Here is a 24,860-nt window from a genome sequence, read left to right as displayed (position 1 = left end):
GTAATTATTCAAAAAAAAACCACCAATGCAATTTAAAAAAAACGCTCTTTTAATTCTTTCTTTTTTAGTAATTGGTTTTTCGGCTAATGCGCAACAAAGAACCGTTACTGAATTAAACAAAGGATGGAAATTCGCCAAAGGCCAAAATGACAAAGCTTTTGAAAGTAATTTTAATGATGCCAAATGGCAATCAGTAACCGTTCCTCATGACTGGGCTATTTATGGTCCTTTTGATAAAGAAGTCGATAAACAAACTATCGCCATTGTTCAAAATAATGAAAAAGCAGCCAGTGAAAAAACCGGCAGAACCGGAGCTTTACCATATATTGGAGAAGCCTGGTACCGAAACGAATTTTCAGTTCCAAATTTGGATAAAAACAAAAAAGTACTGCTTCTTTTTGAAGGGGTGATGAGCGAACCAAAAGTATTCGTTAATGGTAAAAAAGCAGGAGAGTGGAATTACGGCTACAATTATTTTTATCTTGATGTAACTGATTTTGTTTCACGAACAAAGAAAAACAGTCTGGCCGTTCATGTTTCTAATTTAGGACTTTCATCCAGATGGTATCCGGGAGCAGGTATATACAGAAAAGTAAAATTAATTGTAAAAGACAAAGAGAGCGTAGATCAATGGGGGACGTTTATTACAACGCCTGTTGTGACCAAAGATTTAGCCAAAGTAAATATTAAAACAAAAGTTACAGGCGATAATCTTAAAATTGTAATTAAAATAAAAGATGCCAACGGAAATCAGGTAGCTGAGAATAAATCGGATGCTATTTTCGGAAATGAATTTGAAGAAAATATTGCCGTAAAAAATCCGAAATTATGGAGCCCGGAAACGCCTTATCTTTATACGGCTGTTACCCAGCTATATTCTGGGGATATTCTTAAAGACGAAACCAGCACCCGATTTGGAATCCGTACTATCAAATACGAACCGAATAAAGGATTTAGCTTAAATGGTGAAATTCGAAAATTTAAAGGAGTGTGTCTGCATCATGATTTGGGACCTATCGGAACAGCAATCAATAAAGCAGCTTTACGCAGACAATTAGCTATTTTAAAAGATTTGGGATGTGATGCGGTGCGTAGTTCACACAATATGCCGTCACTGGAGCAGCTTGAATTATGTGATGAAATGGGTTTTATGTTTTTAGCCGAAACGTTCGACGAATGGGCGAAACCTAAAGTAGAGAATGGATACAATCGTTTTTTTCAGGCTGATGCAGAAAAAGATATTATTAATTTGGTTCATGCTACACGTAATCATCCTTCGATCGTAATGTGGAGTTCTGGTAATGAAGTTCCGGATCAATGGGGGGCTGAAGGGGTAAAAAGAGCCAAATGGCTTCAGGAAATTTTTCACAGAGAAGATCCGACCCGACCGGTTACGGTAGGAATGGATCAGGTGAAAGCCACAATGGAATCCGGTTTTGGTGCTATTATGGATATTCCGGGACTAAATTATCGTGTGCATTTGTACGAAGAGGCTTTTGAAAAATTTCCTCAGGGATTTATTTTAGGATCAGAAACAGCATCAACAGTGAGCTCAAGAGGTATTTATAAGTTTCCTGTTGAAAAAGCAATTTCAAAGCAATATGATGATTTTCAGAGTTCATCTTATGATTTAGAATACTGCAGCTGGTCTAATTTACCCGAAGATGATTTTATTTTGCAGGACGATAAGCCGTGGGTAATTGGCGAATTTGTATGGACAGGTTTTGATTATTTAGGAGAGCCAACGCCTTATGACGAAAAATGGCCTTCGAGAAGTTCTTACTTTGGAATGAGTGATTTAGCAGGTTTGCCAAAAGACCGATTTTATTTGTACAGAAGCCGTTGGAATAAAAACGACAAGACGTTGCATATTTTGCCTCACTGGAATTGGAAAGGAAGAGAAGGTCAGGCAACACCTGTTTTTGTCTATACCAATTATGACAGCGCAGAACTTTTTGTGAACGGAAAAAGTATGGGGATCCAGAAAAAAAACAACGCAACACCGCAAAGCAGATACCGTTTGATGTGGATGGATGTAAAATATGAACCGGGAACAATAAAAGTGGTTGCTTTTGATAAAGAGGGAAAAGCAGCAGCAGAAGAAGAAATTCACACAGCCGAAAAACCATACCAAATAAAACTGGAAGCAGACAGAACAAGCCTTGATGCTAATGGAGAAGATTTATCTTTTGTAACGGTTTCAGTTGTAGATAAAAACGGAAATCTTTGCCCAACAGCTACGGAACAACTAAAATTTAGTGTTTCGGGTAAAGGTACCTATCGTGCAGCCTGTAACGGTGACGCTACTTCATTAGAACAATTTCATTTACCAACAATGAAGCTATTTAGCGGTAAATTAGTTGTTTTAGTGCAATCAACAGAAGAGGCAGGTAAGATAGAATTATCAGTAACAGGAAAAGGATTAAAAGGGGGTAAAATTGCTTTAGAATCCAAATAATGTTAAAGCTTACAGATTAATTTCTTTTTAATTTGTAAAGACCTGCCCTATCTGCGTGCTTTTTTTGCGCAGCTGCGGCAGGTTTTTATGTTTAGATTTTAGATGTATCTTTTCTTTTGAACCCTATGGGACAGGATAGTATAATTGTTTTTAATAAATATATTTGAAAGGTACCGTAAGATTAAAATTGATTCGGAAGTATTGAATTTATTGATCTTAAAACCTGAGTTCGATTATTATTAAATAGCCTCCAGCTTCAGCTGGAGAACTTATAGTTTAGTTAAAAAGGCTTTAGCCAAATAAAAAGAGTGTTGATTTTTGGCTAAAGCCAGATTGTCTTTCTAAAACTCAATAAATCTCCAGCTAAAGCAGGAGGCTATTAATATACTTTTTTATTGGTCTAATAATCGAACTGAGGTTTAAAGGAAAATCAGGATTATCAAAAATCTGGAATATTGTCGTAAAATAAATAGTAAAAAATAATAAATTAAGAATAATGAAATCGAAACTCTGTCTTTCAATAGCTTTATCAGCTATGGTTTTTATAAGTTGTAAAGCGCAAAAATCTCAATCGATTAAAATTGTTTTAACCAACAATGCTGATTTAGAATTACCTCAAAAAGCAATTTCAATTAAAAGAAGTACGCTTAAGGCAAAGGGGGCTGAAAAATCTTTTCCGATAGTTTTACAAAATTCAGATACGATTCCGGCACAGGTTAATGATCTGGATGGAGACGGAAAATGGGATGAGTTGTTTTTTGTTGCCTATTTTTCTGCAAAAGAAAAGAAAACAGTTGAACTGAAATGGTCCAAAACAGATCCTAAATATACGGTAAAAACCAGCGCCAGATTTGGCAAACGTGAAGCTGAAAATTTACCTGTACAGCCTGCAACCGAAGAGGTTTTATTGGCCAATCAGGTATATAAAAAATTAGGCTATCAAAAATACCAGACTGACGGCCCAACCTGGGAAAATGATAAAGTAGGTTTCAGACATTATCTTGATGGAAGAAATTGTAAAGATGTTTTTGGAAAGAAGACTCCCGGAATCACACCTGAAAATGTTGGAATCAGCAGTACGGGAGCTGTAGAAGATAATTACCATCAGATGCACGATTGGGGCAGGGATATTTTTCCTGTTGGTACTTCAGCCGGATTAGGCGGTTACGGATTAATTGTCGGGAATGAAATCAACAGGCTTGGTATTCTAATCAATGATACGATAAATAACGTTGAGAAAACGACTTTTAAAATTGTAAGCGAAGGTCCTGTAAATTCGGTTTTGAGTTATAAATATCAAAACTGGCAGGCTTCAGGAAACAAATATCAGGTACAGGAAACCGCTTCTATCTGGCCTGGGATGTACGGATACAAAAATACCGTTTCTTTAAGCGGGTTGAAAGGTAATGAAACATTAGTTATCGCGCTTTCGAATATCAATAATCAAAATCCGTTACAGGTAATCGATTCCGGAGATTATGTTTGTTTTATTCAGCACGATAAACTGACTTATGAGCGTCAATGGATTTTGGGAACAGCTGTTATTGTTTCAAAAGCGAATTATATAGGATATGTTGAAGCTCCAAAAACAGGTAAATTAACCAATTCCTATTTGATAAAAGTGAATACAAAAAACAATCACCCAATTAGTTATTATCCAATTGCAGGATGGGAGTTAAGTGCTGATCAAAATTTCAAAGATGCTGCCTATTTCAGTAATTATGTAACTACTTTGGCAAGACAGCTTTCTGCTAAAATAGAGATCAAAGTAAGCAAATAATAAAGCCTTTACGATCTAAAACCATGAAATATATACCAACCAAAATTATAACTTTATTTGTTTTTGGAGTCTACAGTTTTGTAAATGCCCAGACCAATGATGCTACAACCCCATTGCATTTAATGCAGCCAGATTATCCAGCGCCTTATGTTATTCCGCAAAAAGAAAACATAAAAGTGGTTTTGGACAGAGTTTATAATTTTTTAGATAAAAATTCGGCTTCTAAAATCGTCAATGCCACAACAAAAGCTGAAATTACAGATTATAAGAAAAACAAGGAAGACATAATTTTTGAATCAGGAGCTTTTAGGCTGACCAGTTACGAATGGGGTGTTACCTATGCGGGAATGCTTTTGGCTTCTCAAGCTACAGGCGAAAAATATTTTGCAGATTATTCGAATAAAAGAATAAAGTTAATCGCCGATGTTGCAGAAAATATTCAGGAAAAAAACATCAAAGATAAAGACATGCTTAAAACGCTTCATCCGGAAGCCTTAGATTTTGCAGGAGCGCTTTGTGCAGCCTTTATCAAAGCCAAAAAAGACGGTTTGAAAGCTAATATTGACCCTTTGGTTAATAATTATATTCATTTCATCAGTAAGGAACAATTTCGATTAAAAGACGGAACTTTAGCGAGAAACCGACCTCAGGACAACACGCTTTGGTTAGATGATATGTTTATGAGTGTACCGGCTTTGGCACAAATGGGAAGTTATACAGGAGATGTTACATATTTTGATGATGCCGTAAAACAGGTCAATCAGTTTTCTAAAAGAATGTTTAACGACCAGAAAGGAATTTACATGCACGGCTGGGTAGAGTCTATGGAAGTACATCCTCAGTTTCATTGGGCAAGAGCAAATGGCTGGGCTATAATGACTATGGTTGAATTACTTGAAGTTTTACCTAAGAATCATCCGGGATATCCACAGGTGTTATCACAACTTCAAAAGCACATCGCAGGATTGGTACAATACCAGCACGGAACTGGTTTTTGGCACCAGTTACTGGATAAAAATGATTCGTATCTTGAAACTTCTGCTACAGCAATTTATACCTATTCAATAGCCAGAGCTATTAATAGAGGTTATGTAGATAAAATGACCTATGGTCCTGCTGTTTTATTGGGTTGGAATGCTGTTGCTTCAAAAGTAAATGATAAAGGTCAGGTGGAAGGAACGTGTGTAGGAACCGGAATGGGTTTTGATCCTGCGTTTTACTATTATCGTCCGATAAATGTTTTTGCCGCTCATGGTTATGGCCCTGTTTTATTGGCTGGTGCCGAAGTGATTTTACTTTTAAAAGACAATCAGTTTCAAATAAACGACAGTGCTATACAGTTGAAAGTTGAAGGGAAAAATAATCTGTTGAAGTAGGTTAAAAGTTTTGAATTTTAATTATTATGAATGATTGAAAAGAAAAGTTAAATAATCAAAAGTTTGTTTCCAATCAGTAAAACTCTATAATTTTTCAATATCAAAAAGCGTTTATAGGAATTATTTCTATAAACGCTTTTTGTTTGTATATAAGTGATTTAAGTGTAACTATTAAAAGTTTAAATTGAGATTTTTTATTAATTCAATTATAAAATTATTTTACTTTATTCTGATTGGAATTAGGTTTCAATTCATCCGGACTGTCTTTGGTAAACGTTTTAAATTGTTCTTTTGAAGGGCTTACGAAAATATCGTTTACTCATCAAAGCTCAATTTTTCTTTTGGATTGAAAGCATCAGAATTCATGTATTTCAGTAAGGAAATGAACAATTGTTTTACAGTCTGATTTCTTTGTCGTTTATCCAGACTCTGATTTCTATATGAGCAGTCAGTAACAGACAGATGTAGCTGTGTTTCTTTGTCATGGTTTTAGTTTAGGATAAAGTAAAAATAACCGGTTAGGCAAGAATTGTTATCCTGCAGCATCCTGTGTTTTTATTTAACAATTAAAACCGATAGTACAGGATACACAAAAAATAAGAATAGAATAAATTTGATTAATTAAGAATTGGAATCGTAAAAATGGGCAGAAATAATTATTTTATTTTTAAATATTTAAGAAAAGATACTGTTTAAGGTTATCGTCAGACGCAATAAAATATTAATATTATAAACCCGTTGGTTGTAATTATTAAAAACGTCAGTTCGAGTGTTTTTTGTGTAGAGAAACGGAACAAAAAAAGTATCGAGAACCGTTTTTAATACTAATTTTTCTGTTCTCGATACAATCCCGATGAAAAATCGGGATCACTTGAACTGACGAAAAATTATCATCAAAAACTAATTACACCCAATGAGTTAATATTAAAAAGCTAAGAAGCACAGGATATTATATTTCTATCAGTCAAATTAAAATAAAACCTCATAAAATTTAAAAACCAAAAAAGATACAATGAAAAGATTATTGACACTTGCAATCTGCATTTTGGGAATTTCCCAGTCTGCATTTTCTCAAAATTATAAAAACGATACATTTCCTGATGGAAGCGCCATTACACCATGGTTTAAAGATTACACTAAACTTCAATTGAAAGATTTAGGAAAACAATATACCATTACAGATTTTGGAGTTACTAAAGACAGTACCAAGATCCAGACCGTTGCGATTCAAAAGGTAATTGATAAAGCAGCCAAAAGCGGTGGAGGGGTAATTGTCATTCCAAAAGGGGTTTTCCTGAGTGGTGCTTTGTTCTTTAAGCCTAAAACAAGTTTATATGTTGCTGAAGGAGGAACTTTAAAAGGTTCTGATGATATTGCCAATTACCCAATTATGGCCTCAAGAATGGAAGGTCAGAACCTGGATTATTTTCCGGCTTTGGTCAACGCGTATGGTGTGGATAATTTTTCGATTTCAGGAAAAGGAACCATCAACGGAAATGGTTATAAATATTATGAAGCTTTCTGGGCAAGACGCAAGATCAACCCAAAATGTACCAATTTAGAGGTTTCAAGACCAAGATTGGTTTTTGTATGGAACTCCAATAATGTGCAATTTCAGGATGTTAAACTGATCAATTCAGGTTTCTGGACAAATCACTTTTATAAATGTAATAATGTAAAACTATTAGATTTATACATCTTTTCTCCGCATTTAGAAGTTAAGGCTCCAAGTACAGATGCAATTGATGTTGATATCTGTACGAATGTATTAGTGAAAGGATGTTATTTGTCTGTAAATGATGATGCAATTGCATTAAAAGGCGGTAAAGGGCCTTATGCAGATCAGGATAAAAATAATGGACCAAATGCTAATATCATCATTGAAGATTGCCGATTTGGTTTCTGTCATTCGGCATTAACAAACGGAAGTGAATCTATTCACAACAGAAATGTAATTATGCGTAATTGCCAAATCGATGGTGCTACGAGAATGCTTTGGTTAAAAATGAGACCGGATACACCTCAAAGATACGAGTACATTAGAGTAGAAGATATTAAAGGACAGGCAAAAAATACTCTTGTTGTATTGGCATGGAAACAGTTTTTTGATTTAAAAGGCCGTCCTGATGTTCCGTTATCTTATGGCGATCATGTGACTTTAAAAAATATCGAAATGAAATCGGATACGTTTTTTAATGTAGAAAAGGACCCGAATGTTCGTTTATCTAATTTTACTTTTGAGAACCTGAATATTGAAGCAACAAAAACAGCTGTTGATAAAAGTATTGTAGACGGAATTACCTTAAAAAATGTGCTTTTAAACAAGCAGTTGGTGGAGTAATTTTTTCTAATAATCTTAAAGATACAGAAGTTCAAAGTTGAAACGTAATGAGTTGTAAACTTTGAACTTTTGTTTTTAGATAAATAAACTTAAATATGAACAAAAATATACTTGCAAGGTTGCTGTTGTTGCTTATTTTTTTGAGTAACAACATTTACAGTCAGGATAAAAACGCAGTTAATTTTTCAATTACAGATTCCAATCAGTTAAGTACAATTTATATCGATAAAAATACAGACGAATTAGTTATTTGGGCTGTAAACGAATTGGCAGATGATGTAAAAGAGATAACCGGAAAAAGACCCGAAATTGTTCCAACCCAAACTATTTCGAAAAAAGGAATTTATATTGGACAGGCTTCATCAGATCTTTTTAAATCAAAATCAAAAGATTTGTCTGGTCAGTGGGAGAAATTTTCCATTAAAAAAGAGAAGGAAAATCTTGTGGTAGTTGGAAGCGATGTAAGAGGAACAGTTTATGCCATTTTCGAAATTACAGAGCGTCTGGGAATTTCTCCATGGAAATGGTGGGCAGATGTTCATCCGATAAAAAAAGAAAAACTAACATTAGAGCTTCCTCAAAAAGGCATCATTTCATCACCATCGGTACAATATAGAGGAATCTTTTTAAATGATGAAGACTGGGGATTAGAGCCCTGGGCAGAAAAAACATTCGAAGCGGAAGTTGGAAACATCGGACCCAAAACCTACGAGAAGATATTTCAGTTATTATTACGTTTAAAAGCCAACACGATCTGGCCAGCTATGCATCCCTCTACAAAAGGTTTTTTTACCCTTCCGGGGAATAAGGAAATGGCTCAAAAATACCATATGGTTATTGGTTCATCACATGCTGAACCAATGCTCCGGAATAATGTTGACGAATGGAAACCAAAAATCCATGGCGATTATAATTATTTCACTAATAAAACGCAGGTTGATAAATATTGGCAGGATCGATTGGATGAGTTAAAGTCGGCTCAAAACGAAACCATTATGACCTTAGGTATGCGTGGTGTTCATGACAGTAAAATGGAAGGAGCCAAAGATTTGAAAGAATCAATTGAAATGGTCGAAAAAATCATTCTAAATCAGCGTGAGATGCTTTCGAACACTTTTAAAAAGCCGTTAAAAGATATTCCACAGGCTTTTGTTCCGTACAAAGAAGTATTAGAATTATATGACAACGGACTAAAAGTTCCGGACGATATTACGCTTGTCTGGCCGGATGATAATTACGGGTATATTCGTCGTCTGAGTAATGAAGAAGAACAAAAAAGAGCTGGAGGAAGCGGAGTTTATTATCACATTAGTTATTGGGGAAGACCGCATGATTATCTTTGGCTAAGTACAACACAGCCAGGTTTGATTTGGTACGAAATGACGAAAGCGTATGAAAATGGAGCTAAAAAAATGTGGATTGTAAATGTGGGTGACATTAAACCTGCTGAATACGATACGGAACTTTTTCTGGATTTGGCGTGGGATATTAACAGCATAAAATCGGATGGAATCAATGGGTATTTGAAAGATTGGCTTACCAGAGAGTTTTCCCCTCAAATTGCAGAGTACTTAAGTCCTGTATTTGAAGAATATTACCGATTGGCATTTCTAAGAAAGCCGGAATACATGGGATGGAGTCAGACTGAACCTACTACGCAAATAAAACTATCCGATTTTACTGAAGAAGAATGTCAGAAAAGAATAAAAGCTTACAATAATTTGGTTAAAGAAGTAGATGTTTGGAACTCTGCTGTTTCAGTAGATACTGGCCAACTTGTTCCTGATGAAAGACTAGATGCTTATTTTCAATTGGTAACTTATCCGATTAAATCAGCTGCTTATATGAACCATAAATTTTTATACTGGAATCTGGCTTGCAGGGCATCAGATGAAAATGAGAAAAAAAAATACGAAACACTATCTAATGAATCATACAACAAAATAAAAGAACTGACTGATTTTTATAATGAGAAACTGAGCAGTGGCAAATGGAATCACATGATGTCGATGCGCCCGAGAAATCTGCCGGTTTTCGATTCTATTAAAAAAGCCGAATTTTCAAAAGAAGCATCAGTTAAAGAAACTTCAAAAACGATAAAATTCATAAGTGCAAATCAGTTTATTTCTAAAAAAGAATCTAAAGAATACCAATGGAAAAACATTAACGGTTTAGGGTATAGTAATAATGCTATTACTTTATTTCCGTTAAAACAAAAGTATTTTAAAACTGAAAAACCGTCAGTTTCTTATGATTTTGAAATTGAAAATGTGGGTAATTATGAAATAGAAATTCACTTTTTGCCTACGCATGCCAATAACTTTGATCATCAAATCGAAGTGCAGATTGATGGAAATAAAACGCAGTTCTTTTCGATCAATACAAAAGACAGGGATAAAACCTGGAAAGAAAATGTATTGCGCAATAGTGCCATTGTAAAACTGCCTGTTTCAAATGCAAATAAAGGACAACATACGATTGCAATTAGCGTGAATCAAACAGGAATTGTACTGGATTATATCACAGTAAATACTAAAATCTAAACCCAATTAGTTTAATCATTCAAAACGTCAGTTCGAGTGTTTTTTGTGTAGTGGAACGGAACAAAAAAAGTATTGAGAACCGTTTTTTATGAAATCGTTGTCAAAGAATAATTTCACTATGGGTTTTAAATCTAAGTTGAATCAAATTTTAAAAATTATGAATACAAATAAACAACTTTTAGTACTGTTATCTTTTTGTTTTTCAGTTTCATATAGCCAAAAAAGTAAAAATAATTTAACTGAAAAGCCGAATGTCATTTTGATAATAGCTGATGATGCCGGATGGAATGATGTCGGGTACCACGGTTCGGTAATCAAAACGCCAAATATTGATTTTTTAGCTAAAAACGGGGTAGAACTGTATCGGTTTTATGCCAATCCAACCTGTTCTCCTTCAAGAGCAAGTTTGTTTACCGGAAAACCGGCGAGCCGTATGGGAATAGTTGCGCCAATTAGCGACAAAAGTCAATTGAAACTTCCTGATTCAATTCCGACATTACCGAAATTATTATATAAGAATAACTATCAGACAGCGCTCATAGGCAAATGGCATCTGGGTTTGCAGACAAGCAGTGGGCCGAAAGCATACGGATTTGATTATTCGTATGGTTTTTTGCACGGACAATTAGACCAATATACGCATTTGTATAAAAACGGAGATAAGAGCTGGTATAGAAATGGTGAATTTATTGAAGAGAAAGGTCATGTAACAGACCTGCTTACCAATGAAGCTGTCAAATGGATTTCAGAAAAAAGAGATCCAAAGAGAAACTTCTTTTTGGAGGTAGCTTACAGTGCCCCACATTTTCCTTTGCAGGAAGAGCAAAAATGGAAGGATCCTTATATGAATTCCATAAAAGACAGTTCCCGCAGGGATTTTGCCGCAGCTATGAGTCATATGGACAACAGTATAGGGATATTACTTGAGAAGTTAAAACAGGAAAAGCTGGATAAAAACACTTTGATAATCTTTATGAGCGATAATGGCGCTATGCAGGATTGGGATTCTAAAAATGAATATAACGGTATTCATCCATCCAATACTACTTTGGGAGATAATACGCCGCTCAGGGATTGGAAAACATCAAATTATGAAGGCGCTATCAGAGTTCCCTGTATATTTTACTGGAAAGATCGTTTAAAGAAGTATAGAAATGATAACTACATTTCGGTTATAGATTTATTACCAACTATTTTGTCATTAGCTGGAGATAATGATATGCCGAAAAGCATTGAAGGAAAAAATGTATGGACAACAGTTTCTGAAAACAAAACCATTACCAATAAGGAAATTTATGTCAGAGGCCATTTGCAGGAATCTTTAATCAGAAAGCCATGGAAAATAATCAGGACCAGACATGCTAATGCTCCTGCAGATTTAGAACTTTATAATATTGAAAAAGATCTTGGGGAGAAGAAAAATTTGATACTGGAAGAGAAATCTGTAGCCGAAAAAATGGAGATCGCTTTGGAAAATCAATTTAAAAAAGATGCTAAAAAGGTGAATTATGAGAAAATTAAGTAGTTTTGAGCGTTTCTGTTGTATTGATATTTATAAATTACAAAGTTTTTGTTTTTCTAATTAACTGGTTTTTAGGAATAAAAAGTGTAAAAAAAAGAATAGTAACTGAATGCAGAAAAACTGTGATAATTTTAACACTAAACTTACGTTATCTATAGAGCAAACTTTTATTTTTGCCACTTAATTTAACATATATAAGCATGAAAGATCTATTAGTAAAAATCAACGCTGAATTAGAAGTATTCAAAACAGAATCTGAATCATTATCTGAAAAAGGTGTTAAAGCAGCTGGAGCAAGAGCACGTAAATCATCTTTAGAGATTGAAAAACTTTTAAAAGAGTTCAGAAAAGTTTCTATCGAAGAATCAAAAAAATAATATTCTTATAGAGAAGCAAAAAACCTCGTTTAAATTAAACGAGGTTTTTTTGTATTAAAAGTGAAAAGTGAAAAGTGAAAAGTGAAAAACTGCAAATTCCCTGTTCACGTAATTTACTATTCTTAAATTTCATAAAACATTTTACATCTAACATTTTACAGATACCATACAACTTACTTCGAAATTTCAATATACTCCCTCAATCCGCAGTCTTTTATTTTTTTTAGACTTTCAGCTACTGTCAGCGCATTAAAAGCAGCACCTTCAGTTCCTGTGTGTGTGTGATCTTTCGGGAAAAACGGTTTTACTTTTTCTTTGCCTAAAGCTTCATATTTCAGAGCTACAATTTCGTTCAGGTCAATATAAAACGCTTTTTCTCTTTCGGCGGCAATTTTCGACCAGTTTCCATAAGTATCGGTTCTGCGTTCTACTTTATCATTCGGCCATTCGTTTCTTGGCGTCTGGCTCAAAACAATCGGAATAGCACCTTTTTCTTTGGTTTCTCTAACGAATTTCTGCATGTACCACCCAAAAGTATGTACAGTTTCGGTTAAACTGTCACGAACGACAACCTGAGTTTCATCACCGTTACCTTTTAAAGAGCCTCTGAATTTTTCTTTATCAACAGCTCCGGCATCATTGTGACCAAACTGAATCATTACATAATCGCCTGGTTTCAATTGGTTTTTTACCTCAGTCCACAAACCTTCTTTTTCAAATGTTCTGGTACTTCTTCCTCCACGGGCTTTATTGATTACTTCAATTCGGGTCGTGTCACAATATTGCGGAAATGCAACACCCCAGCCTACAGCATTCTCATTCTTATTGTTTGCCATCGTTGAATCACCAATTAGAAAGACTTTTTTCTTGGCCGGAAATACAATTTTCGGGTTTTTTAAAATGTAATTTTTTAAAGAGTTTTTACTTGTTTTAAGTTCATTGGTAATTAATGAAGCGGCTAATACAGCCCCTTTTGCAGATGGATGTGTATGGTCTTTTTTGTAGAAATAAGTTCCGGTCACTTTTTGTTCGCCCAGCTTTTCCATTTCGACAGCCATTTTATCATTCAGATTGATAAAAGTTACTTTTTCTTTTTCTGCAATTTGTTTAGCCCATAATCCGTATGATTTGTCGTTGCGGGGTACTTTTCCTCCCTTCCAGTCGTTTCGTGGAATAGGAGAACAAATAATCGGAATGGCACCTTTTGATTTTGCTTCCTGAACTACTTTCTGAATGTACCAGCCGTAAGTGTGCACCGTTTCATGCTTTTTGGTCAGCATGTTGTCGATTTCCTGCGTTTCGTTTCCGATCCCTTTGATGGTTCCTCTGGCACGAAGCGTGTCATTTAATGGACCATCATCGTTATGTCCAAACTGAATCAGCACGTAATCGCCTTTTTTTAGTTTGTTCAGAACCGCTGTCCACAAACCTTTATCCTGAAAAGTCCTGCTGCTGGTACCGCCCAAAGCATGATTTTCTATTTTAACTTTCGTAGTATCCAAAAACTGTCCGATATAATCTCCCCAGCCCCAAAGTCCGCCGGATCCGTCACCACGACCGTTTTTTACGGTTGAGTCGCCTACGGTGTAAACAGTGGGTTTATTGTTTTGTTTTGGCGTAAAATTGAAAAATAATACTGTCAGACATAAGACAGAAAGTATTTTAATTGATTTCATATTGTTGGTTGTAAAATGTGAAATGTGTATTGTAAAATGATCTTGCGATTTTGTTTCAAATAACGTTTTTTGCTTTAAAGCCTTCGACTCCGCTCAGAATAAACTTAGTCGAAGCCCTTTTTTCTCAATTTTGTCATTTCGACGAAGGAGAAATCACACTCGCAATTCGACAAAGATTGACAACTTTAAGGACGGAGTTTCTGGTGTGATTTCTCCTTCGTCGAAATGACATGCTTTGTGTTAAGGTTGTTTGATAATAAACCTGAAACAAACCCAAACCTGAAACAAAATCTTACTTTCTAAAATCAAACCATAAATTCATTTTGATTCCGTCATCACCGCTTTTAATACGAATATTGGTTGGCTGGCTTTCTGGCCCCTGATGTTCTAAAGGTTTAAAATCTCTCATTGCTGGAATTTCATACATAAACGAAATATCTCCTTCCGGAAACGCAGGCTGTGGATAACTTCCTGCGAAACCATTTTTAGGCAAATCAGGTGTGAATAATCTTAAAAACAAATTGTCAGATTCACTAAAAACCTTAAACGATGAAGTTCCTGCTTTTAAGTTTGCTCCTAATAAATTGGCATGATATCCTTTGAATTCAGGATAGATCAGATTCTCAAAACTTTCTCCGGTTATGGTAGTGTTATAATCTTTCTCCCAGATACCGAAAGTAGTTCCTTTTAATCTGTTTTTCCATACATGGTAAGGGCCTTTTCCAAACCATTTGATACCGGTTACTCCTTTTTCGGGAAAACTAAAAGTAATCCCCCATGAGTTTATTTTATCTTCAAAAGCAGCGCCATCAAAGCCTCCATTATTTTCTGAATTTTTCAACGCAATCAATTCCATTTTAAATCGGCCATCCGGTTCCATAATCCATTTGATAGAAGATATACCTCCCGCATACAATACTTTACAGATGGCTTTGTCACCTTCCTGCGAAACCTGAACTTCTTTTAGTTTAGCTTTCATTCCAATTGGACGTGGACCATTTGTTAACGGAATAGTGGATGTACCGTTTTTAACAGAAGAAATTTCTCCTGTCAAAGCATCAAGAGTTACCGTTACATCGTTTCCTTTTAGAGAAATTTCATTACCATTTTTTGTTGCTGAAGCTTTTGCTTTTGTATTTTGAATTACTAAGAATTTCTCCGCATAATATTTTGCTTTATGGATAGGCCAAGTCCAGGTATAAATTTCTTTATTAAACTGATCGTAAGCTGAGATTGATAAAATGTCACCTTCAGCAAAATTATTCGGAACAGCAAATTTAATTTTACGCGTTTCCCCCGGATCAATGCTCGGAATTTCAATCTTACCTGAACTGATTACTGCCAAAGTTCCATTCGTGTACAAAACATCATTATCAGATTTTAGTACTTTAAATTCCATTCTGCAGGAATTCAGATTACTGAAAAGATAGTCGTTTGTAATTAAGAAAGAACCATCAAAATTTGCAGTAACCTGTTTTGGCTGAAACTGAACAGGAGCCCAGACTTCTTTTACGGTATAATAACTTCCTTCTTTTTCACGGTGCGGGCCTAAAATTCCATCGGCTGCCAATGAACCTTTTGAGTCAAATTTTGCATCTCCGGTCCAATCAGAACGAAATACGGCTTCGTCCAGCATCGCCCACATGAAACCTCCTGCAAACAACGGACTTTGTTTGTAACGTGTCCAGAAATCCTCAAGGGCAGCTCCGTGTCCGTTATCATAAGTTCCATGCATGAATTCGGTTGGAAAAAATACATTTTCACCATTATTAAAACGATGCATTCCGGTTAAATAAGTCGGGTAGTGGTGCGTGTCCCAGCCATTAAAATCGGCCCATGGATGCACTACGATTCTTTTTTGCGGATCATGATCTTCAAAAACTTTATCTACATTGTAATTCCACCCGCCTTCATTACCATTGTCCCAGATAATTACAGATGGGTGATTGACATCGCGAACAACCATTTCGGTAACCAATTTAGTTCCGGTTTCGGTATCATAAGAGTTTTGCCATCCGGCTAATTCGTTTAAGACAAAAAGCCCTAAGGAATCACAAACTTCCAGAAAGTGCTCATCTGGCGGATAATGCCCGCGAACCGCATTCATGTTCATGTCTTTTAGCAGTTTTCCATCCAGTTCACTAATACGTTTGCTGGTGCTTCTTCCGCCTTCCGGCCAGAATGAGTGACGGTTAATCCCTTTCATCACGATTTTGGTACCATTTACATAAATTCCATCTTGTTTTTTGAATTCTAAAGTCCTGAAACCAATTCGTTTGTCGTATTTATGAATGATGTTTCCGTTTTGTTTTAAAACCAGTTCCAGATCATATAAATTAGGACTTTCCGGATTCCATGGTTTGATGTTTTTCCATTGAGCAGCGATTGATGCCGCAGTACTTTTTGCTTTTACAGGAAAAGTAAAAGTTTCGAATTTTTCTCCGTTTAAACCTTTCAATGTAGCTTCTAAAACAGCATTTTTAGAAATATTTTTAAGATTTAAATCTACAGTAATCGAGCCGTCCATTTTAGGATTTACAGCAATATGTTCAATATGGGTTTTAGGAGAAACCTCCAGCCATACCGGACGATAAATTCCTCCAAAAAGCCACCAGTCTGCTCTTCTTTCGGCTGCGTTAACTGATTTATTGGCAGAATGTTTCCAGACATGAACTTCTAAAGTGTTTTTAGAACCGAATTTCAATAAAGATGAAATATCATATTTAAACTCATAAAAACCTCCCTGATGAATGGCTCCGGCCAGTTTTCCGTTGACTTTTACCTCGGTGTCTGTCATGGCTCCGCCAAACACAATCTGAACCTCTTTGTCTTTATAATCAGCTGGGACATTAAATTCAAATTTATACAAACCTTCTTCCTTGCTTGGTTCTTTCTGGTTCAGTTCTTTGTACCATCTTCCATACGTATATTCGCCAAAACCTTCTAATTCCCATTGAGAAGGAACATTTATCTTAGACCAGGTTTTGCTGTTGTTGCCTCCGGTACAATAAAAATCCCATTTTACAGGATGTTCAAAATCTTTTCCGGAAAGGTAAACTTTATCAGTTTGCTGTGCTGTGCTATTTTGATAAGAAAATAAGGCAAAGACAGCAATTGTAAAGTTTTGAATAGTGTTTTTTAATAACATAAAATAGGTATTTCTATAATGGTTTAATTGCCATCTGGTTTAGTAATTTCAAATCGGTCACTCATCGGAAGTGTCCAATTCGAAATATAATTTGGTTTTTTAGGATTGTAATTTGGAACCTCTTTTTGAATTTGCTTTTTTAACGGAATATCGAGTTCACGAATTCCTTTAAGTACACATAGCGCAATTTCGTTTGCCCCAAAACTATTAAAATGAGTGTTGTCTTCCAAAACTTTTACCTGACCCGGAAAAGTATTTAATGGATATTGTACAAAAGCTTTTCTGGAAGGTTCATCGCCCCAGGTTTCGTACAATTCGGTTGTCATTTTGGTAACATCAATAAGGGCAATATTGTTTTTTTGTGCAACAGTTCTCATGGCGGCAGGAAAATCACCGTGTGTTTCCTTTAAAGTTCCGTTTTCGTTAAAAGCGCGTCTTTGTGTAGGTGTTACTAGGATCGGAATTGCTCCTTTGTCTTTGGCAGACTGAACAAATTCGGCTAACAGCGTAGAATAAGAATCCCAGGCGCCATTTCCTTCGCCCTTTATTTTTTCGTCATTATGTCCAAATTCCACAAATAAATAATCTCCTTTTTTAATTAAGGAAAGAATCTTTTTTAAACGATTTCCTCCTTTAAAGGAACTCAGTGCAGAACCCGAAACGGCATAATTAGCAACCACAACAGTATTGTCAAAATAATTGGTTATAAACTGTCCCCACGAAGCCCAAGGCTCAACATCCTGATCGGTAACGGTTGAGTCTCCGGCAAGATAAACTACAGTTAAATTATCTTTTGGAGTAATTTTTATGCTTTGAATTGAAACGTCTCCTAAAAATTCCAGTGTGAGTTTGTCGTCCCAGTTAAAAATATCTTTTTCCCTGTCTTTTAATGAAACATTTTGAGTGTCATCAATTTTTGGAGTTCTGACATTTACATTAAAAATTTTGGTTACCGGTTTGCCTTTTTTAATGGAAAGCTGATCCAGCATCAATCTTCGAGATTCTGCTTTTATGGTAATATTTGTCTGTTTTTCAGTACTTCCCATTACAACTTCAATTTGATAATTTCCTTCCGGAAGTTTTACAGAAAAGTAAGTTGGTTTAACAGCAGAAAAGGTATTTGAATTGATCGTTGCATTCGAAGCCGAATTAATATCAAAACCATAACCTGTTGTTGTATTATAAGTCAAAGCAGTATTTATGGATATTCCTTTTTTATTTTTTATGGCATTGCCAAAATTAAACAGTTTATTTTCGGCAGCTTTCTGTGGTAGTTTCTTATCCGAAGAATTATTGTTCAAAGCAAACAGATTTAGCTGTAAAACAAAACAAAAAATAGTGCAAAGAGAAGTTTTAATGTTTATCAAAGTTTTTCTATTTAAATTATTGTATTTTCAAAACTAACGGTTACTTATTTATATAGTATCCTGTACTATGATGTTAAAAAAGTGAAAGAATATAAATTATGATATTGAAAAAATCAGGTAGGTACAGGATGCAATACCGTAAAAAAACAGAGAAATTGCGTTTAAATTATCAAAATCATTAGGTGTTTGATAATGATTATGTGCCTCTGAATTATTAAATTTTATGAAAACCAAAAACAATACCATTCCGAACCTTATTGGCTTATTATTGCTTTGCCCTTTGCTAACTATAGGACAGGAAAAACAAGCTGTGCGTAAAATTCATTATGCTCCTGAAGGGAATAGTTTTGTTTTAAAAAACGGTACCAGAAAATTCAACAGGGCACTTTATGGCTCGAATACAGGTTTTAGGGTTGAAACCGGAGACTTACCTGAATTTGCGATGTACATGCCGGGAATGGGAGGGAATTTTAAATTGGGTTTAATAAATGACAAAGACAGCAAATGGATTACCGAAGCTTCAAAAATTGACACAAAATATGTATTGGGTACGATGCAATACGAAATTCAGGACCCTATTTTAGATAACGGAAAATTGATTGTAAAAGTTGTTGCACTTAAAGAAAAAGAAGGCTTTATTTTAAAAGTATCAGGCGAAAATGTACCCAAAAAAGTAAATTTAGTCTGGGCATACGGCGGTGCAACGGGGAAAAAATTCAGTCGTGACGGCGATATTGGTGCCGATCCTGAATCGGTGTTTTATTTACAGCCTGAATATTGTACCAATAATAAATATACCATTAAAAAGCAGTCTTTCTTGTTGGAGTACGGTTCTGAAAGCAATAAAGAGAAAACAGGTAACAACAAAAAACTAACAGGCTATTTTCCGGGTTATAATGTAAAGTTAGCCAATCCAAAACAACAAAAAACACCTTCGGAATTATACAGTTCTAATCCTGAAAATCTGACGCTTGTTACAGGAAAAAATGCCATTTCAAAAAGCGAAATGTTTTGGCTGTTTTCAAGCGAGGATTTAAAAACGGATGTTTCTCAAAAAGGATTATCGCAATTGTATGATAAATCGGTTCAGGAAACGCATATTTTAGCCAATAGAGTTAAAGTAACAACTCCTGACCCTTATATTAACACATTGGGCTCAGCACTTGCCATTGCAGCTGACGGAATTTGGGAAAGCCCGGCGTATCTTCATGGTGCAATCGCGTGGAGAATGCATCTGAATGCATGGCGTGGGGCTTATACGGCTGATCCTTTAGGCTGGCATGATCGTGCGAAAACTCATTTTACAAGTTACAGCAAATCACAGGTTACGGCTCCTGAAAGCGGTCCTGTTGTTTTGGATACGGTCCGAAATTTTGCCCGTCAAAAAGAAGTCTTAGGAACCTCAATGTTCAGTAGTGGCTACATTAGCCGTAAGCCGGATAATAATACAATTGCGCATCATTATGATATGAATCTGGTTTTCTTTGATCAGATGTTACGACATTTTAAGTGGACGGGAGATACTTCGTTCATGAAAGAAATGTGGCCTACGATTCAAAAGCATTTAAACTGGGAAAAACGAAATTTCGATCCCGATAATGACGGACTTTACGATGCCTATGCGACAATCTGGGCAAGTGATGCGTTGCAGTACAGCGGTGGCGGTGTGATTCATTCTTCGGCTTATAATTTTTATGCAAATAAAACGGTGGCTGAAGTCGCTAAAAAAATTCAGCTGGATGAAAATCCTTTCGTTAAAGAAGCAGATAAAATCCTAAAAGCTTCGAAAGACCAGCTTTGGATTCCGAAAAAAGGCATTTTTGCAGAATATAAAGACGCAATGGGAAACAGATTATTGCATGATGTTCCAGGTGTCTGGAGTATTTATCACACTATTGATTCCGAATTGTCCAATCCGTTTGAGAGTTATCAGATGCTGAGCTATGTGGACAAGCAGATTCCGCATATCCCGATTTCGGCAGAAGGACTTGATAAAACCGATCTCTATACGATAAGCACCACCAATTGGCAGCCTTATACATGGTCTATTAATAATGTGGCGTTGGCAGAGCAGTTGCATACTGCTTTGGCTTTCTGGCAGGGCGGACAATCTGAAAAAGCATTTAAGATGTGGGAAAGTGTTTTGATCGAAAGTATGTATTTGGGCGCTTCTCCGGGTGGTTTTGAACAGCTTTTGTATCAGGATGCCATAAGAGGCGAATTGTACCGCGATTTTGCAGACCCGATTGGAATGGCTTCGAGAACTTTGGTAGAAGGGCTTTTCGGTATCCAGCCTGATGCTTTGGCGGAGGTTTTAACGATTCAGCCGGGATTTCCTGCAAAATGGGACCACGCAGCTTTAGATATTCCGGATATTTCAATTGATTTTAAAAGAGAAAATAAAACAGATTCGTATCTTATAAAAAATCAGTTTCCAGCCAAAATGAATCTGAAACTGGTTGTAAATGCACCTTTTGACGGAATTCAGGATATAACAGTTAATGGAAAAACGGTTAGCTGGAAAAATATTCAGGAAAGTATCGGAGATCCAAAAATTGCGATTGAAGTACCTTATAATGTTTCTTATGATGTGAAAATTAACTGGAAAGGAGATGTTTTAGAAGATATCAAACCTGTTGCTTCATTAACTGCTGGAGAATCTTTTAGCATAACAACCACTAAAGCAGAAATAATTTCAGTTTATGACCCGCAATCTATTTTGAGTGAGGTTTCAAAAACCAATAAATCGTATCAGGCAATTGTGTATGGCAACAAGTCTAAAACCTTTTTCGTTCAGTTAAAACAAGGAGATGTAACCTGGTGGCAGCCTGTTGAAGTAGATTTAAAACCTAAGATTGAATCAGAAATTGTTCAGTTAAAAAATAATAGTGTAGAGATTACTCTGAAAAATAATTCGGATAACAAAATTGAAGGAAATATCGCTTTTGATGCTTCCGCAAAAGACAATCAGCAAAAGATTTCTTTAGATACAAATCAGAAAGAAAGTCTTGTTATTCCGTTTGAAAAATTAGTTCCTGGAACCAATAAATTCTCGGTTAACGCAGGTTCAAATACCATAAAAGAAGTAACTTTTACTAATTGGGATATTCCATTAAACAATTCAAAAACACAGGAAACAGTTGCACTTTCTTTCTTTTTTAATTCGAAAGTAACGGATGTTTTCAATAATGAATATTTATCTCCGAGGCCGCAGACAGTCACGTTACAGCTACCAAAAAACGGAATCGGGAATTGGTGTTATCCAAATGTTTCCGTAAAACTGGACGATTCAGGATTGCGTGAAAAAGCCAAATTAAATGGAGAAATTATTAGTCCAGAAGGTATTACATTTAAAACACCTTCTGAAATCAATTCGAAAAATATTATTTTTACATCTCAATGGGATAATTTTCCTAAAACCATCAGTGTTCCATTGAGCGGAAAAGCATCACACATTTATTTTATGGTAGCCGGAACGACTAATCCAATGCAAAGCCGTATTGTAAATGGAGAAATAGCCGTAAATTACACAGACGGAACTTCAGAAATTTTACAACTGAAAAACCCTGAAAACTGGTGGCCGATTGAACAGGATTATTTTGTTGACGGACTGGCGTTTACAACAGATGCCCCAAAACCGCCAAGAGTTTATTTGAAATCGGGTGAAATTTCGAGAACCTTCAACGATTTTACCACTATAAAAGGATATTCCAGTTTTGGTGTTGATGGTGGAGCAGGAACGATTCTGGATTTACCTTTAAACAAAAATAAAACCTTAAAAAGTCTTACAATCAAAGCAATTGCAAATGATGTAATTATTGGGCTCATGAGTGCGACCTTAGTTAGATAGGGCATTAAATCAGCAGTTTTGGATAAACTTAAAGAGTAGGTTCAAACAAAAAATTAAATGAATGGGTACAAAAAAGAACTGTTTTTTTAACTTTTCAGGCGCATTTCTGCTATTGTGCATGCTATGCCATTTACCCTCTTATTCACAAAATAAAACTTTGATTACCGACCAATTAGCGGAAAAATTTCAAAAACTAACCCAGAATATTAGTACTGATTTAGTTTATATACAAACCAGCAAAAATATTTATGAAACGGAAGAAGATGTCTGGTTTAAAGGCTATGTTTTAGATGGGCAAAATTTTATAGATTCCGGACGCAGTAAAACATTATTTGTACAGCTAACTGAAGATAAGACAGAAAAAGTAGTTTGGGAGAAAAAGTATGAAATTGAAAATGGCTTTGTCAATGGACATCTTTTTTTAGAAAGTTCGTTAGCTGAAGGAAATTATACACTGGCAGGCTACAGTTCGCATTCTTTTGTTAAAGAATCTAAAGAATTTTATGCTTTAAAAAAGATAAAAGTTGTAAAAACAATCAATCAAAAAACAGTTGTAATTCCTGCTGAAAAAGACAGTATCGTTCATTTTTCTGTTTTTCCAGAAGGAGGAAAACTTATTTCAGGAATTCAGAGTACGCTGGCATTTAAAGCTGTAAATTCAAAAGGTTTACCTGTGGATGTTTCAGGGATTTTGTTTGAAAATAATAATCCTTTGCAAAATTTTAAAAGCAACCATGCGGGTATGGGATCGGTTATTTTTACTCCAGACAGTAATAAAAAATATCACATCCGATTGAATGAACCTGCTTATGTGCAAGATTTTTCAGTTGGAGAGATTGATTTAAATGGCAAGACAATCCGTTTAATGAATAATACTAAAGAAACATTGGTCTTTAAAATCTCACAAAGTGATGCTTTACAGGAAGAAAAAATATACCTGAGATTACAAATGAGAGGAATCGTTTATAGCATTGCCGTTGGGGTATTAAATAAAGAATTGGTAATCAAAATTCCTTTAAAAGACGTACCGCAGGGAATCGCAGAAGTGACGCTTTTTAACAAAGATTTATTGCCAATAGCAGAACGGTTGGTATATGTCAATCAGGATCAAAAATTAAAAATTAAAACAGAACTAAACAAAAACAGTTACACTAACAGAGAACATGTAAATCTAAAAATAAAAGTAACAGATCAAAACGATCAGGCGGTAGTGGCTCATTTAGGAGTAAGTGTCTATGATGGTTTGTACCAAAATAAACAGGATGCCAAGAACATTCAAAGTCATTTTTTGCTTTCTGCACAATTAAAAGGAAATATTTATAATCCGGCTTATTATTTTGATGTGCAAAATAAAGATCGCAAACAGGCACTAGATTTATTAATGCTTACTCAGGGATGGAGAAATTATGTGTGGAATGAAAATAATTTAAGAGAATTAAATAGTCAAACACCTATAGTTTTTGATGATCTGAAAGGTAAAGTTCAGTTAGAAAAACCAGATAAGAAAACAACAGCAGTTATAGGACAAAAAGGGCTCGTAATATTTGCGGCAGATGATTCCAGAGGTAATGATTTTGTAATGACAGATACAGCCGGAGATTTTACGATTACACCGGGTCATTTAAAAAAAGGAGAAAATGGTTATACGTACCTAAAGTTGATGACTTCATCTGAACCAAAATATATTATGAAAGTAAAGGATTTTTCGTTTGATGAAATAAATAAATATCGTAAAAATAAAACGATGATTTATGCTTTACCAGAGATTGAAAAAGTGTTTGCCCAAGAAAATTCTCCATTCAAAGGTCGTGAAGAAATAAATAAACTAAATGAAGTTTTAATTACCACAAAAAAGAATAAAGTATTTCGTGATAAGTATATCGGAAAACTGGATAGTCTGGCCAGAGCACAGTATTTTACAAATGATTTTGTGTGTCATGGAGTTCTAAATTGTCCGGTTTGGGATTGTCATGGTGGCGAAAAAAAGAGACCTGTTGAAGGAGATAAGTATGAACAATATGAAGGATTCAAATGGTCTGATGGTGAATGTAGTCCTTATACTTATACCTCTATGAAAAAAATTACTTACCGTTATCCTGAATTAACAGAAGAACAACTTCTGGAAATGTTCAACATTGCTATGGTTGAGGGATATTATGGCAAGAAAGTGTTTTATGAATCCGTTTATGATGATGTAACTATTACCGATTCAACTCCGGATTATCGTAATACTTTGTTTTGGAAACCGGATGTTATTACCAATAAACAAGGAGAAGCTAACGTAACCTTCTTCTGTTCAGATATTAATAGCCAGTTCACAGGAAATATTGAAGGAGTAAGCGGTAATGGCTTGTTTGGGTCTGAAAACTTTCAATTTTTGGTGAGAAAGTAATTAAATTATTACTCAGAAGTCATGAAAAAC

12 protein-coding genes are annotated in these 24,860 nt (G+C 35.3%); 9 read left to right on the top strand and 3 right to left on the bottom strand.

Features of this window, described 5'->3' with window-relative positions; translation table 11 throughout:
- Positions 1–25: 25 nt before the first annotated feature.
- The 7 genes from FLV_RS16655 to FLV_RS16625 all read left to right on the top strand — a co-directional run bounded on the left by FLV_RS16655 (position 26) and on the right by FLV_RS16625 (position 12,397).
- Complete coding sequence (locus FLV_RS16655) at positions 26–2,458, top strand: DUF4982 domain-containing protein (protein WP_243235377.1); 2,433 nt, start codon at positions 26–28, stop codon at positions 2,456–2,458.
- Between the two features lie 496 nt (positions 2,459–2,954).
- Positions 2,955–4,238 carry a DUF4861 domain-containing protein gene (locus FLV_RS16650; RefSeq protein ID WP_243235375.1) on the top strand — a complete coding sequence of 428 codons (1,284 nt, stop codon included), beginning with the start codon at positions 2,955–2,957 and terminating at the stop codon, positions 4,236–4,238.
- A 23-nt stretch (positions 4,239–4,261) separates the two neighbouring features.
- Positions 4,262–5,614, top strand: a complete 1,353-nt coding sequence (locus tag FLV_RS16645; protein ID WP_243235373.1) for a glycoside hydrolase family 105 protein — start codon at positions 4,262–4,264, stop codon at positions 5,612–5,614.
- A gap of 1,012 nt (positions 5,615–6,626) precedes the next feature.
- On the top strand, positions 6,627–7,955 hold the full coding sequence (locus tag FLV_RS16640; protein WP_243235371.1) for a glycoside hydrolase family 28 protein: 1,329 nt from the start codon (positions 6,627–6,629) through the stop codon (positions 7,953–7,955).
- A gap of 95 nt (positions 7,956–8,050) precedes the next feature.
- Positions 8,051–10,498, top strand: a complete 2,448-nt coding sequence (locus FLV_RS16635) for a glycosyl hydrolase 115 family protein (protein WP_243235369.1) — start codon at positions 8,051–8,053, stop codon at positions 10,496–10,498.
- A 157-nt stretch (positions 10,499–10,655) separates the two neighbouring features.
- Complete coding sequence (locus tag FLV_RS16630) at positions 10,656–12,023, top strand: sulfatase-like hydrolase/transferase (protein WP_243235368.1); 1,368 nt, start codon at positions 10,656–10,658, stop codon at positions 12,021–12,023.
- A 197-nt stretch (positions 12,024–12,220) separates the two neighbouring features.
- The gene (locus FLV_RS16625) at positions 12,221–12,397 is read left to right on the top strand and encodes a histone H1 (RefSeq protein WP_031453507.1); all 177 of its coding nucleotides are present in this window, start codon (positions 12,221–12,223) and stop codon (positions 12,395–12,397) included.
- Positions 12,398–12,570: 173 nt separating this feature from the next.
- On the opposite strand, the gene FLV_RS16620 is transcribed toward FLV_RS16625, so the two are convergent.
- From FLV_RS16620 to FLV_RS16610, 3 genes are all read right to left on the bottom strand, one after another.
- A complete protein-coding gene (locus FLV_RS16620) occupies positions 12,571–14,073 on the bottom strand; it encodes a rhamnogalacturonan acetylesterase (RefSeq protein WP_243235366.1) in 1,503 nt (500 codons plus the stop codon).
- 292 nt (positions 14,074–14,365) lie between these two features.
- Positions 14,366–17,221 carry a glycoside hydrolase family 2 protein gene (locus FLV_RS16615; RefSeq protein ID WP_243235365.1) on the bottom strand — a complete coding sequence of 952 codons (2,856 nt, stop codon included), beginning with the start codon at positions 17,219–17,221 and terminating at the stop codon, positions 14,366–14,368.
- A gap of 23 nt (positions 17,222–17,244) precedes the next feature.
- Positions 17,245–18,522: a rhamnogalacturonan acetylesterase gene (locus FLV_RS16610; RefSeq protein ID WP_243235364.1), complete on the bottom strand. Its 1,278-nt coding sequence runs from the start codon at positions 18,520–18,522 to the stop codon at positions 17,245–17,247.
- Between the two features lie 289 nt (positions 18,523–18,811).
- On the opposite strand from FLV_RS16610, the gene FLV_RS16605 reads away from it, so the two are divergent.
- Positions 18,812–22,438 carry a DUF4450 domain-containing protein gene (locus FLV_RS16605; protein ID WP_243235363.1) on the top strand — a complete coding sequence of 1,209 codons (3,627 nt, stop codon included), beginning with the start codon at positions 18,812–18,814 and terminating at the stop codon, positions 22,436–22,438.
- Positions 22,439–22,595: 157 nt separating this feature from the next.
- Positions 22,596–24,830, top strand: a complete 2,235-nt coding sequence (locus FLV_RS16600) for a hypothetical protein (RefSeq protein WP_243235362.1) — start codon at positions 22,596–22,598, stop codon at positions 24,828–24,830.
- Positions 24,831–24,860: the final 30 nt, after the last annotated feature.

The organism is Flavobacterium pectinovorum (genome assembly GCF_022802975.1).
In the GTDB taxonomy this organism is placed as follows: domain Bacteria; phylum Bacteroidota; class Bacteroidia; order Flavobacteriales; family Flavobacteriaceae; genus Flavobacterium; species Flavobacterium pectinovorum_B.
Note: the sequence above shows the minus strand (reverse complement) of the source record. Positions and strands in the feature narration are given on the sequence as shown.